Source organism: Natrinema pallidum, from assembly GCF_005890195.1.
In the GTDB taxonomy this organism is placed as follows: Archaea; Halobacteriota; Halobacteria; order Halobacteriales; family Natrialbaceae; genus Natrinema; species Natrinema pallidum.
This window is the reverse complement of record NZ_CP040637.1, coordinates 1,082,711-1,099,658: the sequence shown is the minus strand read 5'-3', so window position 1 is coordinate 1,099,658 and position 16,948 is coordinate 1,082,711. Positions and strand designations below refer to the sequence as shown.

The 16,948-nt window shown below is 66.8% G+C and carries 18 protein-coding genes; 11 read left to right on the top strand and 7 right to left on the bottom strand.

Annotation, left to right across the window (positions count from 1 at the left end):
• Nucleotides 1–241: 241 nt before the first annotated feature.
• The gene (locus FGF80_RS05300; protein WP_006186181.1) at nt 242–940 is read right to left on the bottom strand and encodes an SDR family NAD(P)-dependent oxidoreductase; all 699 of its coding nucleotides are present in this window, start codon (nt 938–940) and stop codon (nt 242–244) included.
• A gap of 159 nt (nt 941–1,099) precedes the next feature.
• On the opposite strand from FGF80_RS05300, the gene FGF80_RS05295 reads away from it, so the two are divergent.
• The 4 genes from FGF80_RS05295 (at nt 1,100) to FGF80_RS19055 (ending at nt 4,710) form a co-directional block, all read left to right on the top strand.
• Nucleotides 1,100–2,590, top strand: a complete 1,491-nt coding sequence (locus FGF80_RS05295; RefSeq protein WP_138652643.1) for a phytoene desaturase family protein — start codon at nt 1,100–1,102, stop codon at nt 2,588–2,590.
• Nucleotides 2,591–2,699: 109 nt separating this feature from the next.
• A complete protein-coding gene (locus FGF80_RS05290; protein WP_138652641.1) occupies nt 2,700–3,572 on the top strand; it encodes a prenyltransferase in 873 nt (290 codons plus the stop codon).
• Complete coding sequence (cruF, locus tag FGF80_RS05285; protein WP_175416986.1) at nt 3,565–4,467, top strand: bisanhydrobacterioruberin hydratase; 903 nt, start codon at nt 3,565–3,567, stop codon at nt 4,465–4,467. Before FGF80_RS05290 ends, cruF begins: the two co-directional genes overlap by 8 nt.
• An 81-nt stretch (nt 4,468–4,548) precedes the next feature.
• Nucleotides 4,549–4,710, top strand: a complete 162-nt coding sequence (locus tag FGF80_RS19055; RefSeq protein ID WP_175416985.1) for a hypothetical protein — start codon at nt 4,549–4,551, stop codon at nt 4,708–4,710.
• Nucleotides 4,711–4,742: 32 nt separating this feature from the next.
• Here the strand turns inward: FGF80_RS19055 and FGF80_RS19050 are convergent, their stop codons facing one another.
• The 3 genes from FGF80_RS19050 to FGF80_RS05275 form a co-directional block, all read right to left on the bottom strand.
• Complete coding sequence (locus tag FGF80_RS19050) at nt 4,743–4,895, bottom strand: hypothetical protein (RefSeq protein WP_175416984.1); 153 nt, start codon at nt 4,893–4,895, stop codon at nt 4,743–4,745.
• 69 nt (nt 4,896–4,964) lie between these two features.
• Nucleotides 4,965–5,918, bottom strand: coding sequence for a phytoene/squalene synthase family protein (locus FGF80_RS05280; RefSeq protein ID WP_138652639.1), 954 nt, complete (start codon nt 5,916–5,918; stop codon nt 4,965–4,967).
• A gap of 117 nt (nt 5,919–6,035) precedes the next feature.
• Entirely contained in the window at nt 6,036–7,631 is a 1,596-nt protein-coding gene (locus FGF80_RS05275) for a bacterio-opsin activator domain-containing protein (RefSeq protein ID WP_138652637.1), read from the bottom strand.
• Nucleotides 7,632–7,843: 212 nt separating this feature from the next.
• Here FGF80_RS05275 and FGF80_RS19045 point away from each other — a divergent pair, with 212 nt between their 5' ends.
• The 7 genes from FGF80_RS19045 to gdhB all read left to right on the top strand — a co-directional run bounded on the left by FGF80_RS19045 (nt 7,844) and on the right by gdhB (nt 14,056).
• Nucleotides 7,844–8,005 (top strand): hypothetical protein, encoded by a 162-nt coding sequence (locus tag FGF80_RS19045; RefSeq protein WP_162831893.1) that lies wholly within the window; start codon nt 7,844–7,846, stop codon nt 8,003–8,005.
• Nucleotides 8,006–8,111: 106 nt separating this feature from the next.
• Nucleotides 8,112–8,510 carry a peptide-methionine (R)-S-oxide reductase MsrB gene (gene msrB / locus FGF80_RS05270; RefSeq protein ID WP_006186189.1) on the top strand — a complete coding sequence of 133 codons (399 nt, stop codon included), beginning with the start codon at nt 8,112–8,114 and terminating at the stop codon, nt 8,508–8,510.
• A gap of 99 nt (nt 8,511–8,609) precedes the next feature.
• Nucleotides 8,610–8,816, top strand: a complete 207-nt coding sequence (locus tag FGF80_RS05265) for a DUF2196 domain-containing protein (RefSeq protein WP_138652635.1) — start codon at nt 8,610–8,612, stop codon at nt 8,814–8,816.
• Nucleotides 8,817–9,034: 218 nt separating this feature from the next.
• On the top strand, nt 9,035–9,208 hold the full coding sequence (locus FGF80_RS19040) for a DUF7556 family protein (protein WP_006186191.1): 174 nt from the start codon (nt 9,035–9,037) through the stop codon (nt 9,206–9,208).
• Nucleotides 9,209–9,478: 270 nt separating this feature from the next.
• Complete coding sequence (locus FGF80_RS05260; protein ID WP_138652633.1) at nt 9,479–12,475, top strand: bacterio-opsin activator domain-containing protein; 2,997 nt, start codon at nt 9,479–9,481, stop codon at nt 12,473–12,475.
• A gap of 112 nt (nt 12,476–12,587) precedes the next feature.
• Nucleotides 12,588–12,734: a rubrerythrin-like domain-containing protein gene (locus FGF80_RS05255; RefSeq protein WP_006186192.1), complete on the top strand. Its 147-nt coding sequence runs from the start codon at nt 12,588–12,590 to the stop codon at nt 12,732–12,734.
• Nucleotides 12,735–12,736: 2 nt separating this feature from the next.
• On the top strand, nt 12,737–14,056 hold the full coding sequence (gene gdhB, locus FGF80_RS05250; protein ID WP_138652631.1) for a glutamate dehydrogenase GdhB: 1,320 nt from the start codon (nt 12,737–12,739) through the stop codon (nt 14,054–14,056).
• 53 nt (nt 14,057–14,109) lie between these two features.
• Here the strand turns inward: gdhB and FGF80_RS05245 are convergent, their stop codons facing one another.
• The 3 genes from FGF80_RS05245 to FGF80_RS05235 form a co-directional block, all read right to left on the bottom strand.
• Entirely contained in the window at nt 14,110–14,739 is a 630-nt protein-coding gene (locus FGF80_RS05245) for a phosphoribosyltransferase (protein ID WP_138652629.1), read from the bottom strand.
• A gap of 138 nt (nt 14,740–14,877) precedes the next feature.
• Nucleotides 14,878–15,540 carry a class I SAM-dependent methyltransferase gene (locus FGF80_RS05240; RefSeq protein WP_138652627.1) on the bottom strand — a complete coding sequence of 221 codons (663 nt, stop codon included), beginning with the start codon at nt 15,538–15,540 and terminating at the stop codon, nt 14,878–14,880.
• A gap of 111 nt (nt 15,541–15,651) precedes the next feature.
• Entirely contained in the window at nt 15,652–16,647 is a 996-nt protein-coding gene (locus FGF80_RS05235) for a phosphate signaling complex PhoU family protein (protein WP_138652625.1), read from the bottom strand.
• Nucleotides 16,648–16,948 lie beyond the last annotated feature (301 nt).

The window sequence follows — 16,948 nt, the reverse complement described above, 5'->3', positions numbered from 1 at the left end:
TTTACCTCCGTCTCCCATCGGGCCGATGCGAGACGGTGCTTACGCGAGCGGTCGCTCCGTTTGGCGTCCGAAGAACCGGTCGCATCGACCGTATCGAACCGCGAACGGCCGTTCCTCTCAATAGTCGATCCGCGCGCTGATGCACATCCCGACGTAGCGATCCGCCCAGGTCCGGGACTGCAGTCGGAGCGACTCGAGGCACTCAAGTACTCGACTACCGCAGTAACCGACTTCTCGAGCGTTATCGCGTCGCTTGCTTCCACTCGCGTAGTCCGACGACCGCCCCGTCGACGGCCGTTGGCTCCGCTTCGGTCGCCGCCCAGACGAACATCGGGGCGACGGCGTCCGGGTCGCGGCCGGCCTCCCCCGACAGCCCCGTGGCGACGACCCCCGGGTCCAGACAGCCCACGACGTAGTCGGTGTCGGCGGCGAACCCGCGAGTTACCGCCTCCGCCGTCGCCTTCGAGATCGCATAGGAGCCGTAGCCCGACTGCCCGTCTCGAGCGACCGAGCCCGTCGGCACGAGCACCCGCGCGCCGTCGTTTAAGTGCGGCAGCGACTCGCGGATCGTCGCGTACACGCCGCGTCCGTTCGTCCGCCAGTGGTCGTCGAACGCGGCATACGATTCGTCGTCGGTCGGCGTCGCTCCAGCCTCGCCGTGATACACGCCCGCCGCGGGAACGACGACATCGATACCGGCTGTCTCGCCCGCCCGCGAGGCGGTCTCCGTCAGCCGCTCCACGTCGTACTCGTCCCGAACGTCGGTTCTGAGCCCCGCCGCGGTGGTCCCCGCGTCTTCGAGCGCGTCGACGGTCGCGTCGACTTCGTCCGCGTCTCGAGCACCGACGACGACGGTCGCACCATCCGCACCGAACGCCTCGGCGACGGCAGCACCGATACCGCGTGTTCCACCGGTCACGATGACTGTCTGGCCGTCCATACGCACCGTACGGGCGCGATCCACAGGAACCTACCGGACGTGGGGAACGACCGCCGAGTTCGAGGCGACCCCGACCCCGCCCGCCGCGCCGACGACCGGCCGGATTCCCTATCTATGTATGAGACACGTTTAACAGCGGTCCGATACTCACGGTCGACCATGCAATCGCTGGCCGGTGAGTCGATCGTCGTGATCGGGAGCGGCATCGGTGGGCTCTCGACGGCCTGTTACCTCGCCGACGCGGGTGCCGACGTTCGTGTCATCGAAAAGAACGAACAGCTCGGTGGCCGAGCGAGCCGCCTCGAGAGGGACGGCTTCAGGTTCGACATGGGACCCTCGTGGTATCTGATGCCCGATGTCTTCGAGCGGTTCTTCGCCGACTTCGATCGGACGCCGAGCGACTACTACGACCTCGAACACCTCGATCCCCACTACCGAATCTTCTTCAAGGACGGGGACCGGGTCGACGTCACGCCCGACCTGGAGCGGACGAAAGCCGTCTTCGAGGAGTACGAGTCGGGTGCGGGTGAGGCCCTAGAGCGGTACCTCGAGAAGTCGAAAGAAAACTACGAGGTGGGGATGAAACACTTCGTCTACGAGGATCGCGAGCGCCTGCGGGACTACCTCGATCTCGACGTGGCGCGACAGGCGCGGGGCCTCTCGCTGCTTGGCTCGATGCAGGGGCACGTGGCCGGCTACTTCGACCATCCGAAGCTCCAGCAGATCATGCAGTACACGCTGGTGTTTCTCGGCGGGTCGCCGACTAACACGCCGGCGCTCTACAACCTGATGAGCCACGTCGATTTCAACCTCGGTGTCTGGTACCCCGACGGCGGGATCGGCGCGGTCATCGACGGCGTCGCGGAACTGGGCGCGGAACTCGGCGTCGAGTACGACACCGATCGCCCGGCAACGGAGATCAAAGGCCGCACGGGCGGATTCGAGGTCGAAACGCCGGCCGGCCCCCTGCAGTCGGATCTGGTCGTGAGCAACGCCGATTACGCCCATACCGAACAGGAACTGCTGACCCCCGAACGGCGCGGCCACGACGCCGACTACTGGGACGACCGGACCTACGCGCCCTCCGCGTTCCTCCTCTATCTCGGCGTCAAGGGCGATGTCGACGACCTCGCCCACCACACGCTCGTGCTGCCGACCGACTGGCAGGCCCACTTCGATCAGATCTTCGAGGACCCCCAGTGGCCGGACGACCCGGCCTACTACCTGTGTGTCCCCTCCACGACTGACGACGACGTTGCCCCCGAGGGCCACAGCGCCCTGTTCGTCCTCGTGCCCGTCGCACCCGGTCTCGAGGACACGCCCGAAATCCGCGACGAGTATCGGGACGTGATCCTCGACGATATCGCCGAAAACACGGGGACGGATCTCCGGGACCGGATCGTCCTCGAGGAGCGGTTCTCCGTCGCGGACTTTGCGGGCCGGTACAACAGCTACGGCGGGACGGCGCTGGGATTGGCCCACACCCTCCGCCAGACGGCACTCTTCCGCCCGCCACACCGGTCGGCGGAAGTCGACGGACTCTACTTCGTGGGCGGTGATACCACACCCGGAATCGGCGTCCCGATGTGTCTCATCAGCGGCGACCTGACGGCGGAGAAAGTGCTCGAGGATCACGGACGCGGGGGCTGACCGTGCCGGAACCCCGAGGGACGGATCGGGACGCGCAACTGAGCCGACCCGCTTACAGAACCGAAGTGATCGTCCGCATCCGACCGCCCGCGCGCTCGAGACGCCAGCGATGAAGAGGGAGCCGACGGCGGGAAGCGAGGGCAGCGTCGGCGAACAGCTGTCGTACCTGCTGACGCTCTCGCGGCCGCGGTTCTGGCTCTATCTGGCCGGGCCGGTCCTCGTCGGCGTCGCCTACGCCGCGGGGTCGGTCGCGGACCTGATCACGCCGGCGACGGCCGTCCTGTTCGCGTACTTCCTCCTCCCCGCGAACGTCTTCCTCTATGGCATCAACGATATCTACGACCGGGAGATCGACGCGGCGAATCCGAAAAAGGACGATCGGGAGGCGCGCTATCGGGGACAGCGATCCGTTCCCGTCGCCGTCGCCTTCTGTGCGGCCCTGCCGCTACTGTTCGCGCCGCTGCTTGCGGCGGCCGCGATCCCGTGGCTCGTCGCCTTTCTCGCCCTCGGTGCGGCCTACAGCGCCCCACCGGCCCGATTCAAGACGACGCCGGCGCTGGATTCGGTCTCCAACGGGCTCTACATCACGCCGGGCGTGGCCGCGTACGCCGCCGTCGCCGGCTCCCAGCCGCCCGTGCTGGCGATCGTCGGCGGCTGGCTGTGGGCTATGGGAATGCACACGTTCTCGGCGATCCCCGACATCGAGCCCGACCGCGAAACCGGGACCCGGACGACGGCGACGATGCTCGGGGAGCGACGGACCTACGCCTACTGCGGCGCGTGCTGGCTGGCGAGCGCGGTCGCCTTCGGCGCGCTCGACGGGCGACTGGGCGCACTCATGCTCGTGTATCCGGGGCTCGTCGCCGCGATCGCGACCGCGAGTGTCATCGTCGATCGGGCCTACTGGTGGTTCCCGGCGATCAACACCGTCGTCGGCGCGCTCCTGACCATGGGCGGCCTCTGGAGGCTCCTCTATGGATAGCGGCGAGTCGGCGGGCCCGCCATCCAATCCGACCGCGGGAGTGAGCAGCGGGACGGCACGGGAGACGGTACAGCGGCGACTCGAGGCGCTCATCCGGGAGAACCGATTTACCGTCGCGGTGGTTTTCCCGGTCATCGGCGCGGTGACGCTGGTCGGCAGCGCCGAAGGGATGCTTCCGGCACCGCTCGCGTACAATCCGTTGTTGATCCTGTTCGGAACGCTGGTGATGCGGTCGCCGCTGGTCGTCGCCTTGCTGCCGACGATCGATCGACGGGCGGTCGCGGTCCTGGCCGTGTTGACGGGCTACACCTACGCCATCGAACTCGTCGGCGTTCGGACCGGCTGGCCCTACGGCACGTTCGAGTACGGGATTCGGCTCGGGCCGATGCTGGGCGGCGACGTGCCCCTGGCCCTGCCGCTGTTTTTCGTCCCGCTGGTGCTCAACGCCACCCTGCTGACGTTGCTGGTGCTTCGCGACCGAGCCGCGCGCGTCGGTCCCCGACTGCTCGCGGCAATCGCCGCCGTCGTCGCGGTCGATCTGGTCCTCGACCCCGGAGCCGTCGCCATCGGGTTTTGGGAGTACGTTCCGCCGGGCGGCTACTACGGCGTACCCCGCTCGAACTACTGGGGGTGGCTCCTCTCGGGGACCGTCGCCGTCGTCCTCGTCGATCGCGCGTTCGATCGCGCGGTCCTGCTCGAGCGGGTCCGGACCTGCGAGTTCGCGCTCGACGATCTGGTGAGTTTCGTCCTGTTGTGGGGTGCGATCAACGTGCTCTATGGCAACTGGCTGGCGGCCGGGGTCGCCGGCCTGTTCTGTCTCGGCCTGTTCCGGACCGACCGCTACGACCTCGCAATGCTTTCGACGGCGCTCCCCGGGCGGTGGCGCGGTCGCTGACCGACGGCATTCGGTTCCCTGCGAGGTGCGGGACGAACATGCCGGCACGTCACTTTTGCTCGTGACCGCCCTGCCATTGCTATGGCAACGCGTAACTCGATCGAGTGCCCCGTCTGCCGGGAACCCCCGGCCACCAACCAGCAACTCGAGGAGCACCTGGTTACCACGCACACGAAACGAAAACTCGCGAAATTCATCGTCGCGGAAACGACCGTGCAAACGAACGAAGACGTTTCCGAGTAGCGACCCGCGGTGAAAACTCACGGCCGGTCCGCTCAGACGAACAGGCTCGAGATGGCGTCGCCGAACACGACCAACAGGATCGCGGCGGCGATGATCAGCGCGAGCCAGACGCCGAGTCCGATCGCGGTCGTTCGGCCCATCTGACGCTCTTCGTCGACGATATCGGAGGTCGCCTCTGTGGGCATACACTGGGCTTCGAACGCGATGGCTACGAAAGTCGGGCCACTATATCGTGGGATTTGATAAACGGCCGGTCAGGTGCGTGTCGGCACGCCGTCTCCGTGTTCCGGGTGGCGATGGTCGTGGTCGGTCGTCGGCACCGCCGAGACGCGCTGGAACACTGCTTCGGGGTCCCGATTCCAGTGCCAGTGCCAGCGTGTCTTCGCCAGACACCACAGCTTTCGGGTCGTCGATAGCGACGGCTCCCGCGAGAGCACGTCGTACCCCTGATTGCGGATGACGGTGTGGTGTTCCGCGTAGAGAACCGCCGCCAACAGGACCGGAAGCTGGCAGTCCTCGGGCAGGTATCTGATGCCGGCCACGCCCTCGCGATAGAGTTCCTCCGTGCGCTGGAGTTCGGCGGCCATCGCCCTCGCGAACGACTCGGAGTACTCGAGTCGCTCGATCTGTGCCGGATCGACCCCGTGGTCCCGAAGCGTCTCCTGTGGCACGTAGATCCGGTCGCGCTCGCGGATGTCCTCGCGAACGTCCCGCAGGAAGTTCGTCATCTGGAACGCTTCGCCGAGTTTGACGGCGTGGGGGATGGCGACGTCTTCGGCGTCGGGTTCCATGATCGCGGTCATCATCACGCCGACCGACGCGGCCGACCCGCGCATGTAGGACTCGAGGTCCTCGTAGGTCTCGTACCGGCTGGTCTCGATGTCGGTCGCCATCGCGTCGATGAACGTGTCGATCTCCTCGTCGTCGATCCCGTACCGCTCTCTGAGCTCCCCGAACGCCTCGAGCACCGGATCGTCGGGCGCTTGCTCGCCCAGCGCCTGCGCCCGGAGCGACTCGAGTTGGGCCCGCTGTGTCGCCGGGTCGACGTCGTCGGCGTCGTCGACCACTTCGTCCGCGATGCGGAAGAACGCATAGAGGACGTGGGTCGCATGTCGCACTCGCTCGGGGAGAAACCGCGTCGCGAGATAGAACGTCTTCCCGGTTCGCTTCTGTATCGCCTTGCCTGCGTCGATGTGTTCCTGTTGCATTCTCTGTCCCGTAGACCCGCCGACGGTGATCGGATGTCTCCACTACGACAGATGTATATAAAATAACCCCCCCTCACTATGTTCAGTCGGGCCGGAGACGGGTCGCCGGCGAGGGTCTCACTCGAGGAGTTCGTCGAGCAACTTCCGCTGGGCGGTTCGCAGGTGCTGGTGAAACGTCGACCGCGAAATGCCCATCGACTCGGCTAACTCCTCGCCCGACACGTCGCGGGGCCACTCGAAGTAGTTCGCATAGTAGGCCTTCCGGAGCGCCGTGAACTGGCGGTCGGTCAGCGACGACTCGAGGCGTGTCGTGATGCTCTCTCGAGTGGGCGTCGGCTCGTCGGTCTCGTGGTAGCTGACGAGTTCGACGCGCTCGTATCGACGCTCGAGCAGGTCGTACGCCGAGCGAGCGGAGCGACCGTTCGGAAGTTCGACGGTGAGGTCGGCGACCGTCTCGGCGACCGTTAGTTCCTGAATCACCGCCCCGTACTCGCTCAGGGCCGTCACCAGCCCGTCGTCGGTGGTGATCTCGAGAATGGTCCGCCCGTCGGTTTTCGAGAGGATCGTCACGTCGCCGCCGTTCGGGGACGCGTCGTGGATGTCTTCAGGGGCGATCGCCCGATCGGCATGGAGGTAGAGATGCGGCGTTCCGTCCCCGTCGTAGGTCACGCCCCGGTAGCTGATCGCGGCCTCGAGCGTCGCCGACAGCGCCGTGACGAACAGCGACGGGTCCTCGATGGCGACCTCGACCGAGACGACGGTCTCGGTCGTGAGCATGCGCCTGACTTCGAGGGCGTTCATCGCGGTCGCGATCGTGCCGGCGAGCGACTCAAGCACGAGGAGTTCCCGATCGTCGAAGGCGTCGGCGTCCGCGGCGAAAACGACGAGGACGCCGTAGGTGACCTCGCCGTACGAAAGCGGCAAGGCGGTGACCGATCGGACGGCATCGCCGGCCCCGGTCGGCCACCACCGGTCGGCGTCCGCGACCGACTCGAGGTTCTGGACGACCGCTGGCTCCCCATCCACGAACGCCCGAACGGCCGGGTGCTCCTCGTCGGTCCCGATGACGAGTTCGTCGTCCTCCAGAGGGATGTCACCCTGACTGGCCCATTCGTGGGGTGAGAGCCGCTGTGCCGTGACGTCCGCGCGGCCGATCCAGGCGAGGACATAGGGGTCCGTCTCGGCGAGACACGCACAGACCTCGTGTTCGATCTCCGCTCTGGTCCCCGCGCCGACGGCGGCGTCGGTGACGTTCCGGACGAGTCCGTCAACGCGCTCGAGGACGTGTTCCAGTGCCTCGCGTTCGTTGCGTACCTGACGGGCGTTCTCCTCGGCGGCGATCTCGGCCAGTTTCCGCTCGGTGATCTCGAGGTGAACGAGCGAGACCAGCCGCTGGCCGTCGTCGGTAAAGGGACTGACACGCATCATGAACCAGCGTTTCTTGTCCGCCGAGTGACACGGATACTCCATCTCGAAGGAGTCGCGCTCGCCCGCGAGAACGGCCTCGATTCCCGCGGTCGCCCGACGGGCGTGTTCGTCGTCCGCAGTCGCGGCGGTCGCGACGTAATCCGCGCCGACGTGGTCGTCGGGGTCCGGGCCGAAGTCGCGCCAGGATCGATTCGTCAGAAGGATTTCACCCTCGTCGTCGATGACAGCGATGGTAACGGGGAGCGTCTCGAGCGTCGCTGCGGCGAGGTCGTGCCGGGGAACCATCGCTCGGACGTACGGTCTGCTGTGGCTTAACACGATTGGCACGACGGGTGGTGCGGTGTGACCGAATCGTCACGTCCACGCTCACCACTGTCGCCGATGGCGTGCCCGCGACCGATCCTCCCGTTGCGATCGGTCGCACGACCCGTTGGCACTCGTGACGCTCTCTGCCGGCTGAACAAACGACTATGTAACCCTATCGCATATGTCGAGACATGGGTAGCGACCAGATGACACACGAACGGTCACGGTGTCGGAACTGCGGCTTCGAAGCGCCCGGTGGGGACGACGAGTGGCGGCGGATCGAGGTCCCGAAACTGGGGCGGATGACCCAGTGTCCCGACTGCGAGAGCACGGATATCATTACCAGCCGGTGACTGCGACGCCCGGGCACCGATATCGGCGCGGCCGTGTTCGGTCGACGCCGCCGGACTCGGCGACCGCGCAGACAGACTCTTGAGTGTCTCCCCCCTACGAGCGCCCATGAGCGACGAGTCGGATCACGTCCCGACGAGCGACGAGGAGTGGCGCGAACGATTGAGCGACGAGGAGTATCGAATCCTCCGGGAAGCAGGCACCGAGACGCCGTTCAGCGGCGAGTATGTCGACCACAAGGCGGACGGCTCCTACGCCTGCGCCGGCTGCGGGGCCGAACTGTTCGATTCGGAGACCAAGTTCGACTCCGGCTGTGGCTGGCCGAGTTTCTACGACGCCGACGACGATCGGATCGAAACCCGAACCGACACCAGCCACGGCATGCGCCGCACCGAAGTCGTCTGTGCGAACTGTGGCGGCCATCTCGGTCACGTCTTCGAGGACGGCCCCGAACCGACCGGCAAGCGATACTGCATCAACTCCGTCGCCCTCGAGTTCGACGAGTAACGCCGGCGTTCGGAGCGGGGGCACGCGGCGAAGCGACGCCCGTCCGAGCCCGCGGGTGCAGGCGACACGGTTTTGAAGCACCCCCGATCACCGCCAGTCATGGCCGCCGAACGACCGACCGCCGAGGAACTCCGACAGGGAATGACCGTCGAGATCGGCCAGGAGAACGCGGACCCCCACTCCGAGGACACGGAGCCGCTCATCGGCGAGATCGGAGTGGGTTACGGTGACGAACCCGACGGACCCCACGTGAAGCTGAAAAGCGGCGTCGTCGGTCACGTTCGCTCGGTCGTACCGGACGAGTAGACCGCTCGAGCGCACCGACTCGAAACCGAAGCGGGGTCGGTTGCGAGCGCTCGATCGAAATCCATCCGAGTCGATCGGTGGCTCACAGTCGTCGAACTCCGACCGCCACCGACACGCAGTTTAGAAAATATAGAAATATGTCGGTTACAGTTTAATATCTAATCACATATTCGGGGCGTATCGATACATTCATAGTCGACAGAGTATTATTCCCGAGTATGGTGCCCGAAGCAGAGTCGATCGGAAGCCGATCGAGCGATACAGCCGATGTCGTCGCGGCGGTCGACGAGATCGACGGGACCCCGCACCTCGTTGTCGCCGATATCGCACGGGACGAGCGCTGGGTCGCCATGCCCGAACCCGACGTAGCCGCGCTCGACGAGTGGCGGTAATCGCTTCGGAACCGTGCTGACCGCTACCCGCGCTTTCCTTCTGCCATCGTATCCACGGTCGCGGACGATATCGTGACGTATCGTCATCCGCATCTCCTCGGTCCCGTCGCGTGAGGTCCGTAACAATCGGATCAATGTCGCCGCGTCTCGCGTTCGACGCCGACCGCAACGCGGCCACGTATCACTGCGCTCGAGCAGTGACCGGGCGTTGCCGCAGCGATCGCAATCGGACCGATGGGTTCTATCCGCAGGCGGTCCTATCGGGGACGAATGGCTTCCGCACGCCCGCTCGACGACGCCCGGCTCCTCGTCGTCGCACCGCCCGATCGGAGAGCCGCCGGCCTGTCGGACGCGCTGGCGGACGAAACGCGCGACGTGACCGCAGTCGCGACCGCGGCCGCTGCGCTCGAGCACCTCGAGCACCGCCCCGTCGACTGTCTCCTGACCGCCCATTCCCTGCCGGAGGCAGCGACGACCGGACTCGACCTTCTCGAGACGGTTCGCGAGCGCGATCCCGATCTCCCGGTCGTGCTCGCACCGGTCGACGGTGACGAGTCGCTGGCCAGCGCGGCGATCGCCGCGGATGTCACGGCGTACGTGCCGTGCGACGACCCCGGCAGTGATTCGATCGCGGACTGCCGCGCGGCGATCGAACGGGCGCTGTCGACGGGCCGCGAGCGACGCCGCCGACGGGAGCGCGCTCGCCGGTTCGACGCGATCTTCGAGGCCCCCGAGACCTACTCGTGGGTGCTCGAGACGGACGGCACCGTTCGACGGGCCAGCGAGTCCGCGCTCGAGGCGATCGACGCGACCGCGAGCGACGTTCGCGGCCGGCCGTTACGGGACCTGCCCTGGTGGCGGTGTACCGCCGACGGGGGCACCGCGATCGGGGACGCGATCGAACGGGCGGCGGCCGGCGAGGTCGCACACCGCGAACTGACACGGGTCCGCGCCGACGGCGCTGGGTCCGCCGATTCGGACATGACCGCCCCGTCGAGCGAGGGAGCAGACGCGACCGAGACCCACACGTTCGAGGTAACCGTCCGGCCGATCCGGGACGAGTCCGGCGACATCGTCTCGCTGCTCGCACGGGCGACCGACATCACCGACCGCGCCCGCCTCGAGCGGGAGTTACGCGAGTCCGAGGAACTCCACCGGGTGACGCTGAATAACATGACGGATACCGTCCTCATCACCGACGACGACGGCGCGTTCACCTACGTCTGTCCGAATGTCCACTTCATTTTCGGCTACTCGGACGACGAGATTCACGACCTCAGGACGATCGACGAGTTGCTCGGACCGGACCTCTTCGACCGCGAAGCCCTCGAGCGGGAGGGCGTGCTCACGAACATCGAGTGTACGACGACCGATCGGGCGGGCCGCGAACACACGCTGCTGGTCAACGTACGCGAGGTGTCGATTCAGGGCGGGACGACCCTCTACAGCTGTCGAGACGTGACGAAGCGAAAGCGCCGCGAGGAGGCGCTGACGGCGCTCCACCGAACTGCTCGCGAGTTGCTGTACGCCGAAACCGATCGCGAAATCGCCGCCCTCGCCGTCGACGACGCGACGGCCGTCCTCGACTGCGAGGCGAGCGCCGTGTATCTGTTCGATACGGACGAGAACGTGTTACGGCCCGCCGCGTCTTCCGCGGGCATGAAGCGCTTACACGGGCCGACCCGCGACCACCGAGCGGCGACCGACAGCATCCCGGGACACGTCTTCGTCGACGGCGAGAGTCGGTTCTTCGCCGATGTACACGACTCCCCGAGCCTCTCGAATCCCGGGACCGACCTGCGAAGCGCCGCGTACGTCCCGCTCGGTGATCACGGCGTCTTCGTCGTCGGCTCGACGGAGTCGAACGCGTTCGACGAGGTGTCCCGAGAACTGACCGACCTGTTGGCGGCGACCGCCGAAGCCGCGCTCGACCGGGTCGAGCGCGAGCGGACGCTTCGCGAACGGGATCGGGAACTCGAGCGCCGGAATCGACAGCTCACCCGCCTCAACGACATCAACGAGATCATCAGGGATCTCGATCAGGCGCTGGTTCGCGCGGAGACCCGTGAGGAGATCGAACGCGCCGTCTGCGATCGGCTCACGGCCGCCGACCGGTTCTCGTTCGCGTGGATCGGTCGGGCCGACATCGGCGGCGACCGTCTCGAGTCGCGCGCTCACGGTGGCCCGGCGGAGGGAGCGGCGTATCTCGACACCGTCTCGCTTTCACTTTCCGACTCGAGCGAACCCGCCGTCAGGACGGCGACGGACCGGGCGGTGACCGTCGTCTCGAACGTCGCCGACGGGCTCCGCGACGAACCGTGGCGATCGGCGGCGCTCGCCCGGGAGTACCAGTCCGCGGTGAGCGTCCCGCTGGCCTACGACGAGTTTGCCTACGGGGCGTTGACCGTCTACGCCGATCGGCCGGACGCGTTCGACGACATGATCCGCGCCGTCCTCGCGGAACTCGGGGAGACGATCGCCTCGGCGATCGCCGCCGTCGAGCGCAAGCGCGCACTGGTCGCCGACGCGCGGACGCGACTCGAGTTCGAGGTGGCCGACGACTCGTTCGTCTTCGCCCGACTCGCCCGACGGGTCGACTGCGTGCTCTCCTTCGATGGCGGCGTTCGCCAGCACGAGCACGGGACGACGGTGTTCGCGACCGTCGAGGGTGCGTCGCCGGACGCCGTCGTGACTGCGGCCGACGCACTCGTCGACGTCGAGCGCGCACAGGTCGTCAGTACCGGCGGAGTCAGCCGTGGAAGCGAGGGCGGGGCGACCGACGACGCTAGTGACGATGCCGACCTCGGTGGGGCGGTCCTCTTGGACCTCTCACGGCCGGTTCTCGCCCAGCAATTCGCGGATCACGGCGTGGTGTTGCGGGGTCTCGAGGCGACCGCCTCGAGCACTCGGCTCGTGGTCGACGTACCGCGATCCGCCGACGCGAGAGGGAGCGCCGATCTCATCTCGACGGCGTTCTCGGACGTCGAACTGCGCTCCAAACGGACCGTCGAGCGGACGACACCACGGGACTTCCGGTCGGAACTGCGCGAGCGACTGACCGACCGCCAGCTCGAGGTGGTCCAGCTCGCGTACTACGGCGGCTACTTCGAATCACCGCGCGAGAATTCGGGGGAAGATATCGCCGAGACGCTCGATATCTCGCCGGCTGCGTTCTATCGCCATATTCGGACCGTCCAGCGGACGCTCTTCGATGTCGTGTTCGACGAGATCGGAGTCCCGGCAAAAGCGTCGGCGGGGGTTGAATAATGAAGGGGGCTTGCTTGGTACCGCTAGTTATCTGACGGATAGGTTCATCCTAATATCCCTAGTATTCCTCAGTGCGCAATCACTACGAGCACGACCGCTCGTTGTCTCTCCAATGAACCAGAAAGACGCGGAATTCGATCCGCAGGCGGAATCGACCTACGAATGCTTCGACTGTGGAACCGTCGTCCGTGCGACAGCGCCGGACGCCTGTCCCGAGTGCGGTGCCGAGATGCGGAATCGACGCACACCGATCGAATAATCATGGCCTCTCAGCACCGTTCGACGACGACACGGGAAGCGACGGCCGCATCGGCCGCGTCGGAGACCGCACTCGAGACCGCGCGCCGACAGCTCGACCGCGTCGCCGCACAGCTAGACATCGACGATGCCGTCATCGAACGCCTCTCTCACCCGCGGGCGGTCCACGAAGTGACGGTGCCCCTCGAGCGCGACGACGGCAGCGTGGAAGTGTTTACCGGCTACAGGGCCCAGCACGACAGCGTCCGCGGGCCCTACAAGGGCGGGCTCAGATACCATCCCGACGTGACCCGTGACGAGTGCGTCGGTCTCTCGATGTGGATGACCTGGAAGTGTGCCGTGATGGACCTCCCCTTCGGCGGCGCGAAAGGCGGCATCGTCGTCGATCCGAAGTCGTTGAGCGACGGCGAGACGGAACGGCTCACCCGCCGGTTCGCACAGGAGATCCGCGACGTGATCGGGCCGAACACGGACATCCCGGCCCCCGACATGGGGACCGACCCGCAGGCGATGGCCTGGCTGATGGACGCCTACAGCATGCAGGAGGGCGAGACGATCCCCGGCGTCGTCACGGGGAAGCCGCCCGTCATCGGCGGCTCCTACGGCCGCGAGGAAGCGCCGGGCCGGAGCGTCGCCATCGTTACCCGGGAGTCCTGTGACTACTACGACTACCCGCTCGCCGAGACGACCGTCGCCGTCCAGGGCTTCGGAAGCGTCGGCGCGAACGCCGCCCGCCTGCTCGAGGAGTGGGGAGCGACGATCGTGGCGGTCAGCGACGTCAACGGCGGGGTATACGATCCCGACGGGATCGACGTCTCGGCGATTCCCTCCCACGACGAGGAGCCCGAAGCGGTCACGCGGTTCGCGACCGACCTCGACGAGGGCGACGACGTCTCCCGCATCTCGAACAGCGACCTCCTCGAACTCGACGTCGACGTCCTCGTTCCCGCGGCCGTCGGCAACGTCATCACTGCGGACAACGCCGACGCGATCGCCGCCGACATCGTCGTCGAGGGCGCGAACGGCCCGACCACGTTCGCCGCCGACACCATCCTCGAGGAACGCGGCGTCCACGTGATCCCGGATATCCTCGCGAACGCGGGCGGCGTCACCGTCAGCTACTTCGAGTGGCTTCAGGACATCAACCGCCGCCAGTGGTCCCTCGAGCGGGTCAACGAGGAACTCGACGCCGAAATGAAGACGGCCTGGAACGCGCTCAAGAACCACGTCGAACGCCGGGACGTGACGTGGCGCGACGCCGCGTATGCGGTCGCGCTCGACCGCATCGGTGACTCCCACGAGATGCGCGGGCTCTGGCCGTAAGGGAGCGGGTGCGTCGGCTCTCAGGGTCGGACGGATCGACTCGGACGCACGGCTCAGGGTTCTGAGTCGAGGTACTCGAGGGCCTCCTCGTCGCTCACCTGGTCGAAAGTCCGGTAGAACTGGCCGACGGCACGGAAGTCCGCGGGCGTCTGCAGGGCGATCACCGCGTCGGCTTCCCGCTCGAGGGCGTCGACCGCCCGCGGTGAGCCCACTGGCACGGCCAGACCGACCCAGTCGGCTCCGGCTTCCCGGACCTGGCGGAGGCAGGCCGTCGCGGTCGCACCGGTCGCGACGCCGTCGTCGACGAGCAGGACTCGCTCGCCTCGACGGTCCGGCACGCCGCCCGATTCGCGGTAGCGGTCCGCCTTTTTACGCGCGTTCTCGGCTTCCGTCGCTCGGACCTCCTCGAGGTACTCCTTGGAGGGGTGCAGCCGATCGATCAGGTCGTCGTTGTACCAGACGCTGCCGTCGCTGGCGACCGCGCCGAGCGCTACCTCCGGGTTCTGCGGTGCCCCCATCTTGCGCGCGACGACGACATCGAGGTCGGCATCGAGCGCGTCGGCGACGGGCCGCGCGACGGGCAGGGCTCCGCGGGGAATTCCGAGAACGATGTCGACCGTGAGGTCGCGGGCCTCGAGTTCTGCGGCAAGGCGGTCGCCCGCATCGGTTCTGTCGTCGAACATGGTTCCGTCCGGGCGTACGACGGCGGCGCACTATGTGTTTGCGTCGCACACGCCGGGCGGACGCGAACCGACCCGGAACGCGCCCACCAACGGCTCACAGTGAGGTCCGGAACGCGGCCCCGCCGGTCGCTGCGACACTTACGGGTCCCGCCGGCGTCGAAGCCGCCCGCGAACGATCGGCGTCACCGGAAACACCCCGACATCGACCCGCTCTATCTCGAGGACGTCGAACGCGTCGTGTCCGACGAACCGCTCGACGGTCTCCCGGGTCAACTGGCAACCGCCTGCGGCGCGTTCCCAGATCGGATTCAGCCGGTCCTGCGCCCGCGCGCGCCAGCCGTCGTTGCGGACGTGCTCGAGGAATCGCAGTTCGCCGCCGGGCGTCAGGACGCGAGCGACCTCCTCGATCGCCGCGTCGGGGTCGTCGATGGTACAGAAGACCAGACTCGAGAGCACGGTCTCGAAGGCGTCGTCGACGTAGGGCAACGACTCGGCGCGAGCGTCCCGGAGGGAGACCTGGAGGTCGGTGCCCGCCGCCTTGCGAGCGGCCCGGCGTCGCATGTGCGGGTCCGGTTCGATCGCGTGGTACTCGAGGTCGTCGCTGGCGTCGACCGCGTAGGGTATCATCGCGCCGGTTCCCGCACCGATATCGAGAGCGCGTCCGGAGAGGTCGGCCGCGAGATACTCGCGGTGGGGGCCGATCAGAAACCGATCCGGCACGAACCGATCGTACAGCGCGGCGAACGCGGGGTGGGAGATCGTCCGCTCGCCCGCGGCACACCGTGGGGTCCTGTCTACCATCGTCTCACCCGACCCAACTGACGGCAACCCGTGTGAAACCCGTTTCCCCGTCGACGCGTACACCCCCCGACACGCGGCGTCGGACCGCACCCACTCGTCGCCGGTCGCTTCTCAGGGCCGCGGTGCGGCCTTCTGCAGCGCCGTTTCGGCGATGTTCCCGCCGTAGTCGGCGCTCCGGGAGAGCGAGTCGACGATCAGCCCCAGCGACTGGGCCTGCACCGGTTCGAGGTCCCGGAGCATGTCGTCGATCTGGCGCGTGTGTTCGTCGATCTCGAGGACGGCCTCGCGGGCGTCGTGGCCCAGTCGGTTCGCCTCCTCGGTCCCGTCGGCAAACAGCGCGTCCATGGCCTTCTCCAACACCGTCGCGGCGTCGGTTCGCAACTCCTCGAGCCCCTCGGCGACCGGCTCGGGGATCTCCGCGAGCTTGAGCGCGAGGTTACTGATCTTGGCGGCGTGGTCGGCGACGCGCTCGAGTTGGCGGGCACTCGAGTGGAAGTCGAAGCAATCCTCGCGCGGAACGCCGAGTTCCTCGGCGGCCTTTGGCGATCGCAGGGTGGCACGGAAGATCCGCGAGACGACCAACCAGAGCCGGTCGACGTCGTCGTCGCGCTCGATCACGTCGTGGGCGATGTCGTCGTCGTTCTCGGTCAGCGCCGTCACCGCGTCCTCGAGCATCGACTGGGCGATCAGGCGCATGCGCGTGACGGCGTTGACGATCGACAGCTCCGAGGAGTCGAGCAGATCTTGAATGACCACGCTGTCGGTCGTCTCCTCGAGCACCTCGACGCCGACCAACCCCTGGGTGGCGTCACGGATCGCCCGCCGCTGGTCGGTCGTGATCCGACCGGCCTCGAGCCTGATGATGTCGAAGCCGCTGACGTACATCGTCATCACGGCCCGGGTCAGGCGTTCGCCCTCGAGACTCGAGATGTCGAGGGTGCCTTCCTGCCGGTCCGTTTCGTTCTTGGGCGTCAACAAGAGCGCGTCGTCCTCGGGATAGAACTCGACGGTCGTTCCGGCGCTGACGTCATTGTCGGTCGCCCACGTTTTGGGGAGCGAGACGGTGTATGTCGATCCGCCCGTCACCTGGACCTTGCGCGTCTCCATGTGGCGGTGTTTCGACCGGTCGAATATAAATACAGGTGGAACTATAGAGCAGCCTCTGTAGATGCGTATACGCCACCTACTGACTCGTTTCTGACCGATTTCAGGTGGGAGTAATGCATAGGAATACTGTAATTGGTTGTGTGATATATAGACATTCGTAGCTGGAGGAGGGACTCGATTTTCGACTACGACCCGATACGTCCCGGTACTGTCGGCCGGCATATCGGACGGTCCGCAGTCGGAACGCAATCGCCGAACTCTGACGACTCCCGTCTCGTCTCGACCGGCTAGCGGAGTGGTT

Coding starts and splice junctions, on each gene's coding strand:
- FGF80_RS05300 (WP_006186181.1), bottom strand. CDS start 940: ATGGACGGCCAGACAGTCATCGTGACCGGTGGAACACGCGGTATCGGT.
- FGF80_RS05295 (WP_138652643.1), top strand. CDS start 1,100: ATGCAATCGCTGGCCGGTGAGTCGATCGTCGTGATCGGGAGCGGCATC.
- FGF80_RS05290 (WP_138652641.1), top strand. CDS start 2,700: ATGAAGAGGGAGCCGACGGCGGGAAGCGAGGGCAGCGTCGGCGAACAG.
- cruF (WP_175416986.1), top strand. CDS start 3,565: ATGGATAGCGGCGAGTCGGCGGGCCCGCCATCCAATCCGACCGCGGGA.
- FGF80_RS19055 (WP_175416985.1), top strand. CDS start 4,549: ATGGCAACGCGTAACTCGATCGAGTGCCCCGTCTGCCGGGAACCCCCG.
- FGF80_RS19050 (WP_175416984.1), bottom strand. CDS start 4,895: ATGCCCACAGAGGCGACCTCCGATATCGTCGACGAAGAGCGTCAGATG.
- FGF80_RS05280 (WP_138652639.1), bottom strand. CDS start 5,918: ATGCAACAGGAACACATCGACGCAGGCAAGGCGATACAGAAGCGAACC.
- FGF80_RS05275 (WP_138652637.1), bottom strand. CDS start 7,631: ATGGTTCCCCGGCACGACCTCGCCGCAGCGACGCTCGAGACGCTCCCC.
- FGF80_RS19045 (WP_162831893.1), top strand. CDS start 7,844: ATGGGTAGCGACCAGATGACACACGAACGGTCACGGTGTCGGAACTGC.
- msrB (WP_006186189.1), top strand. CDS start 8,112: ATGAGCGACGAGTCGGATCACGTCCCGACGAGCGACGAGGAGTGGCGC.
- FGF80_RS05265 (WP_138652635.1), top strand. CDS start 8,610: ATGGCCGCCGAACGACCGACCGCCGAGGAACTCCGACAGGGAATGACC.
- FGF80_RS19040 (WP_006186191.1), top strand. CDS start 9,035: ATGGTGCCCGAAGCAGAGTCGATCGGAAGCCGATCGAGCGATACAGCC.
- FGF80_RS05260 (WP_138652633.1), top strand. CDS start 9,479: ATGGCTTCCGCACGCCCGCTCGACGACGCCCGGCTCCTCGTCGTCGCA.
- FGF80_RS05255 (WP_006186192.1), top strand. CDS start 12,588: ATGAACCAGAAAGACGCGGAATTCGATCCGCAGGCGGAATCGACCTAC.
- gdhB (WP_138652631.1), top strand. CDS start 12,737: ATGGCCTCTCAGCACCGTTCGACGACGACACGGGAAGCGACGGCCGCA.
- FGF80_RS05245 (WP_138652629.1), bottom strand. CDS start 14,739: ATGTTCGACGACAGAACCGATGCGGGCGACCGCCTTGCCGCAGAACTC.
- FGF80_RS05240 (WP_138652627.1), bottom strand. CDS start 15,540: ATGGTAGACAGGACCCCACGGTGTGCCGCGGGCGAGCGGACGATCTCC.
- FGF80_RS05235 (WP_138652625.1), bottom strand. CDS start 16,647: ATGGAGACGCGCAAGGTCCAGGTGACGGGCGGATCGACATACACCGTC.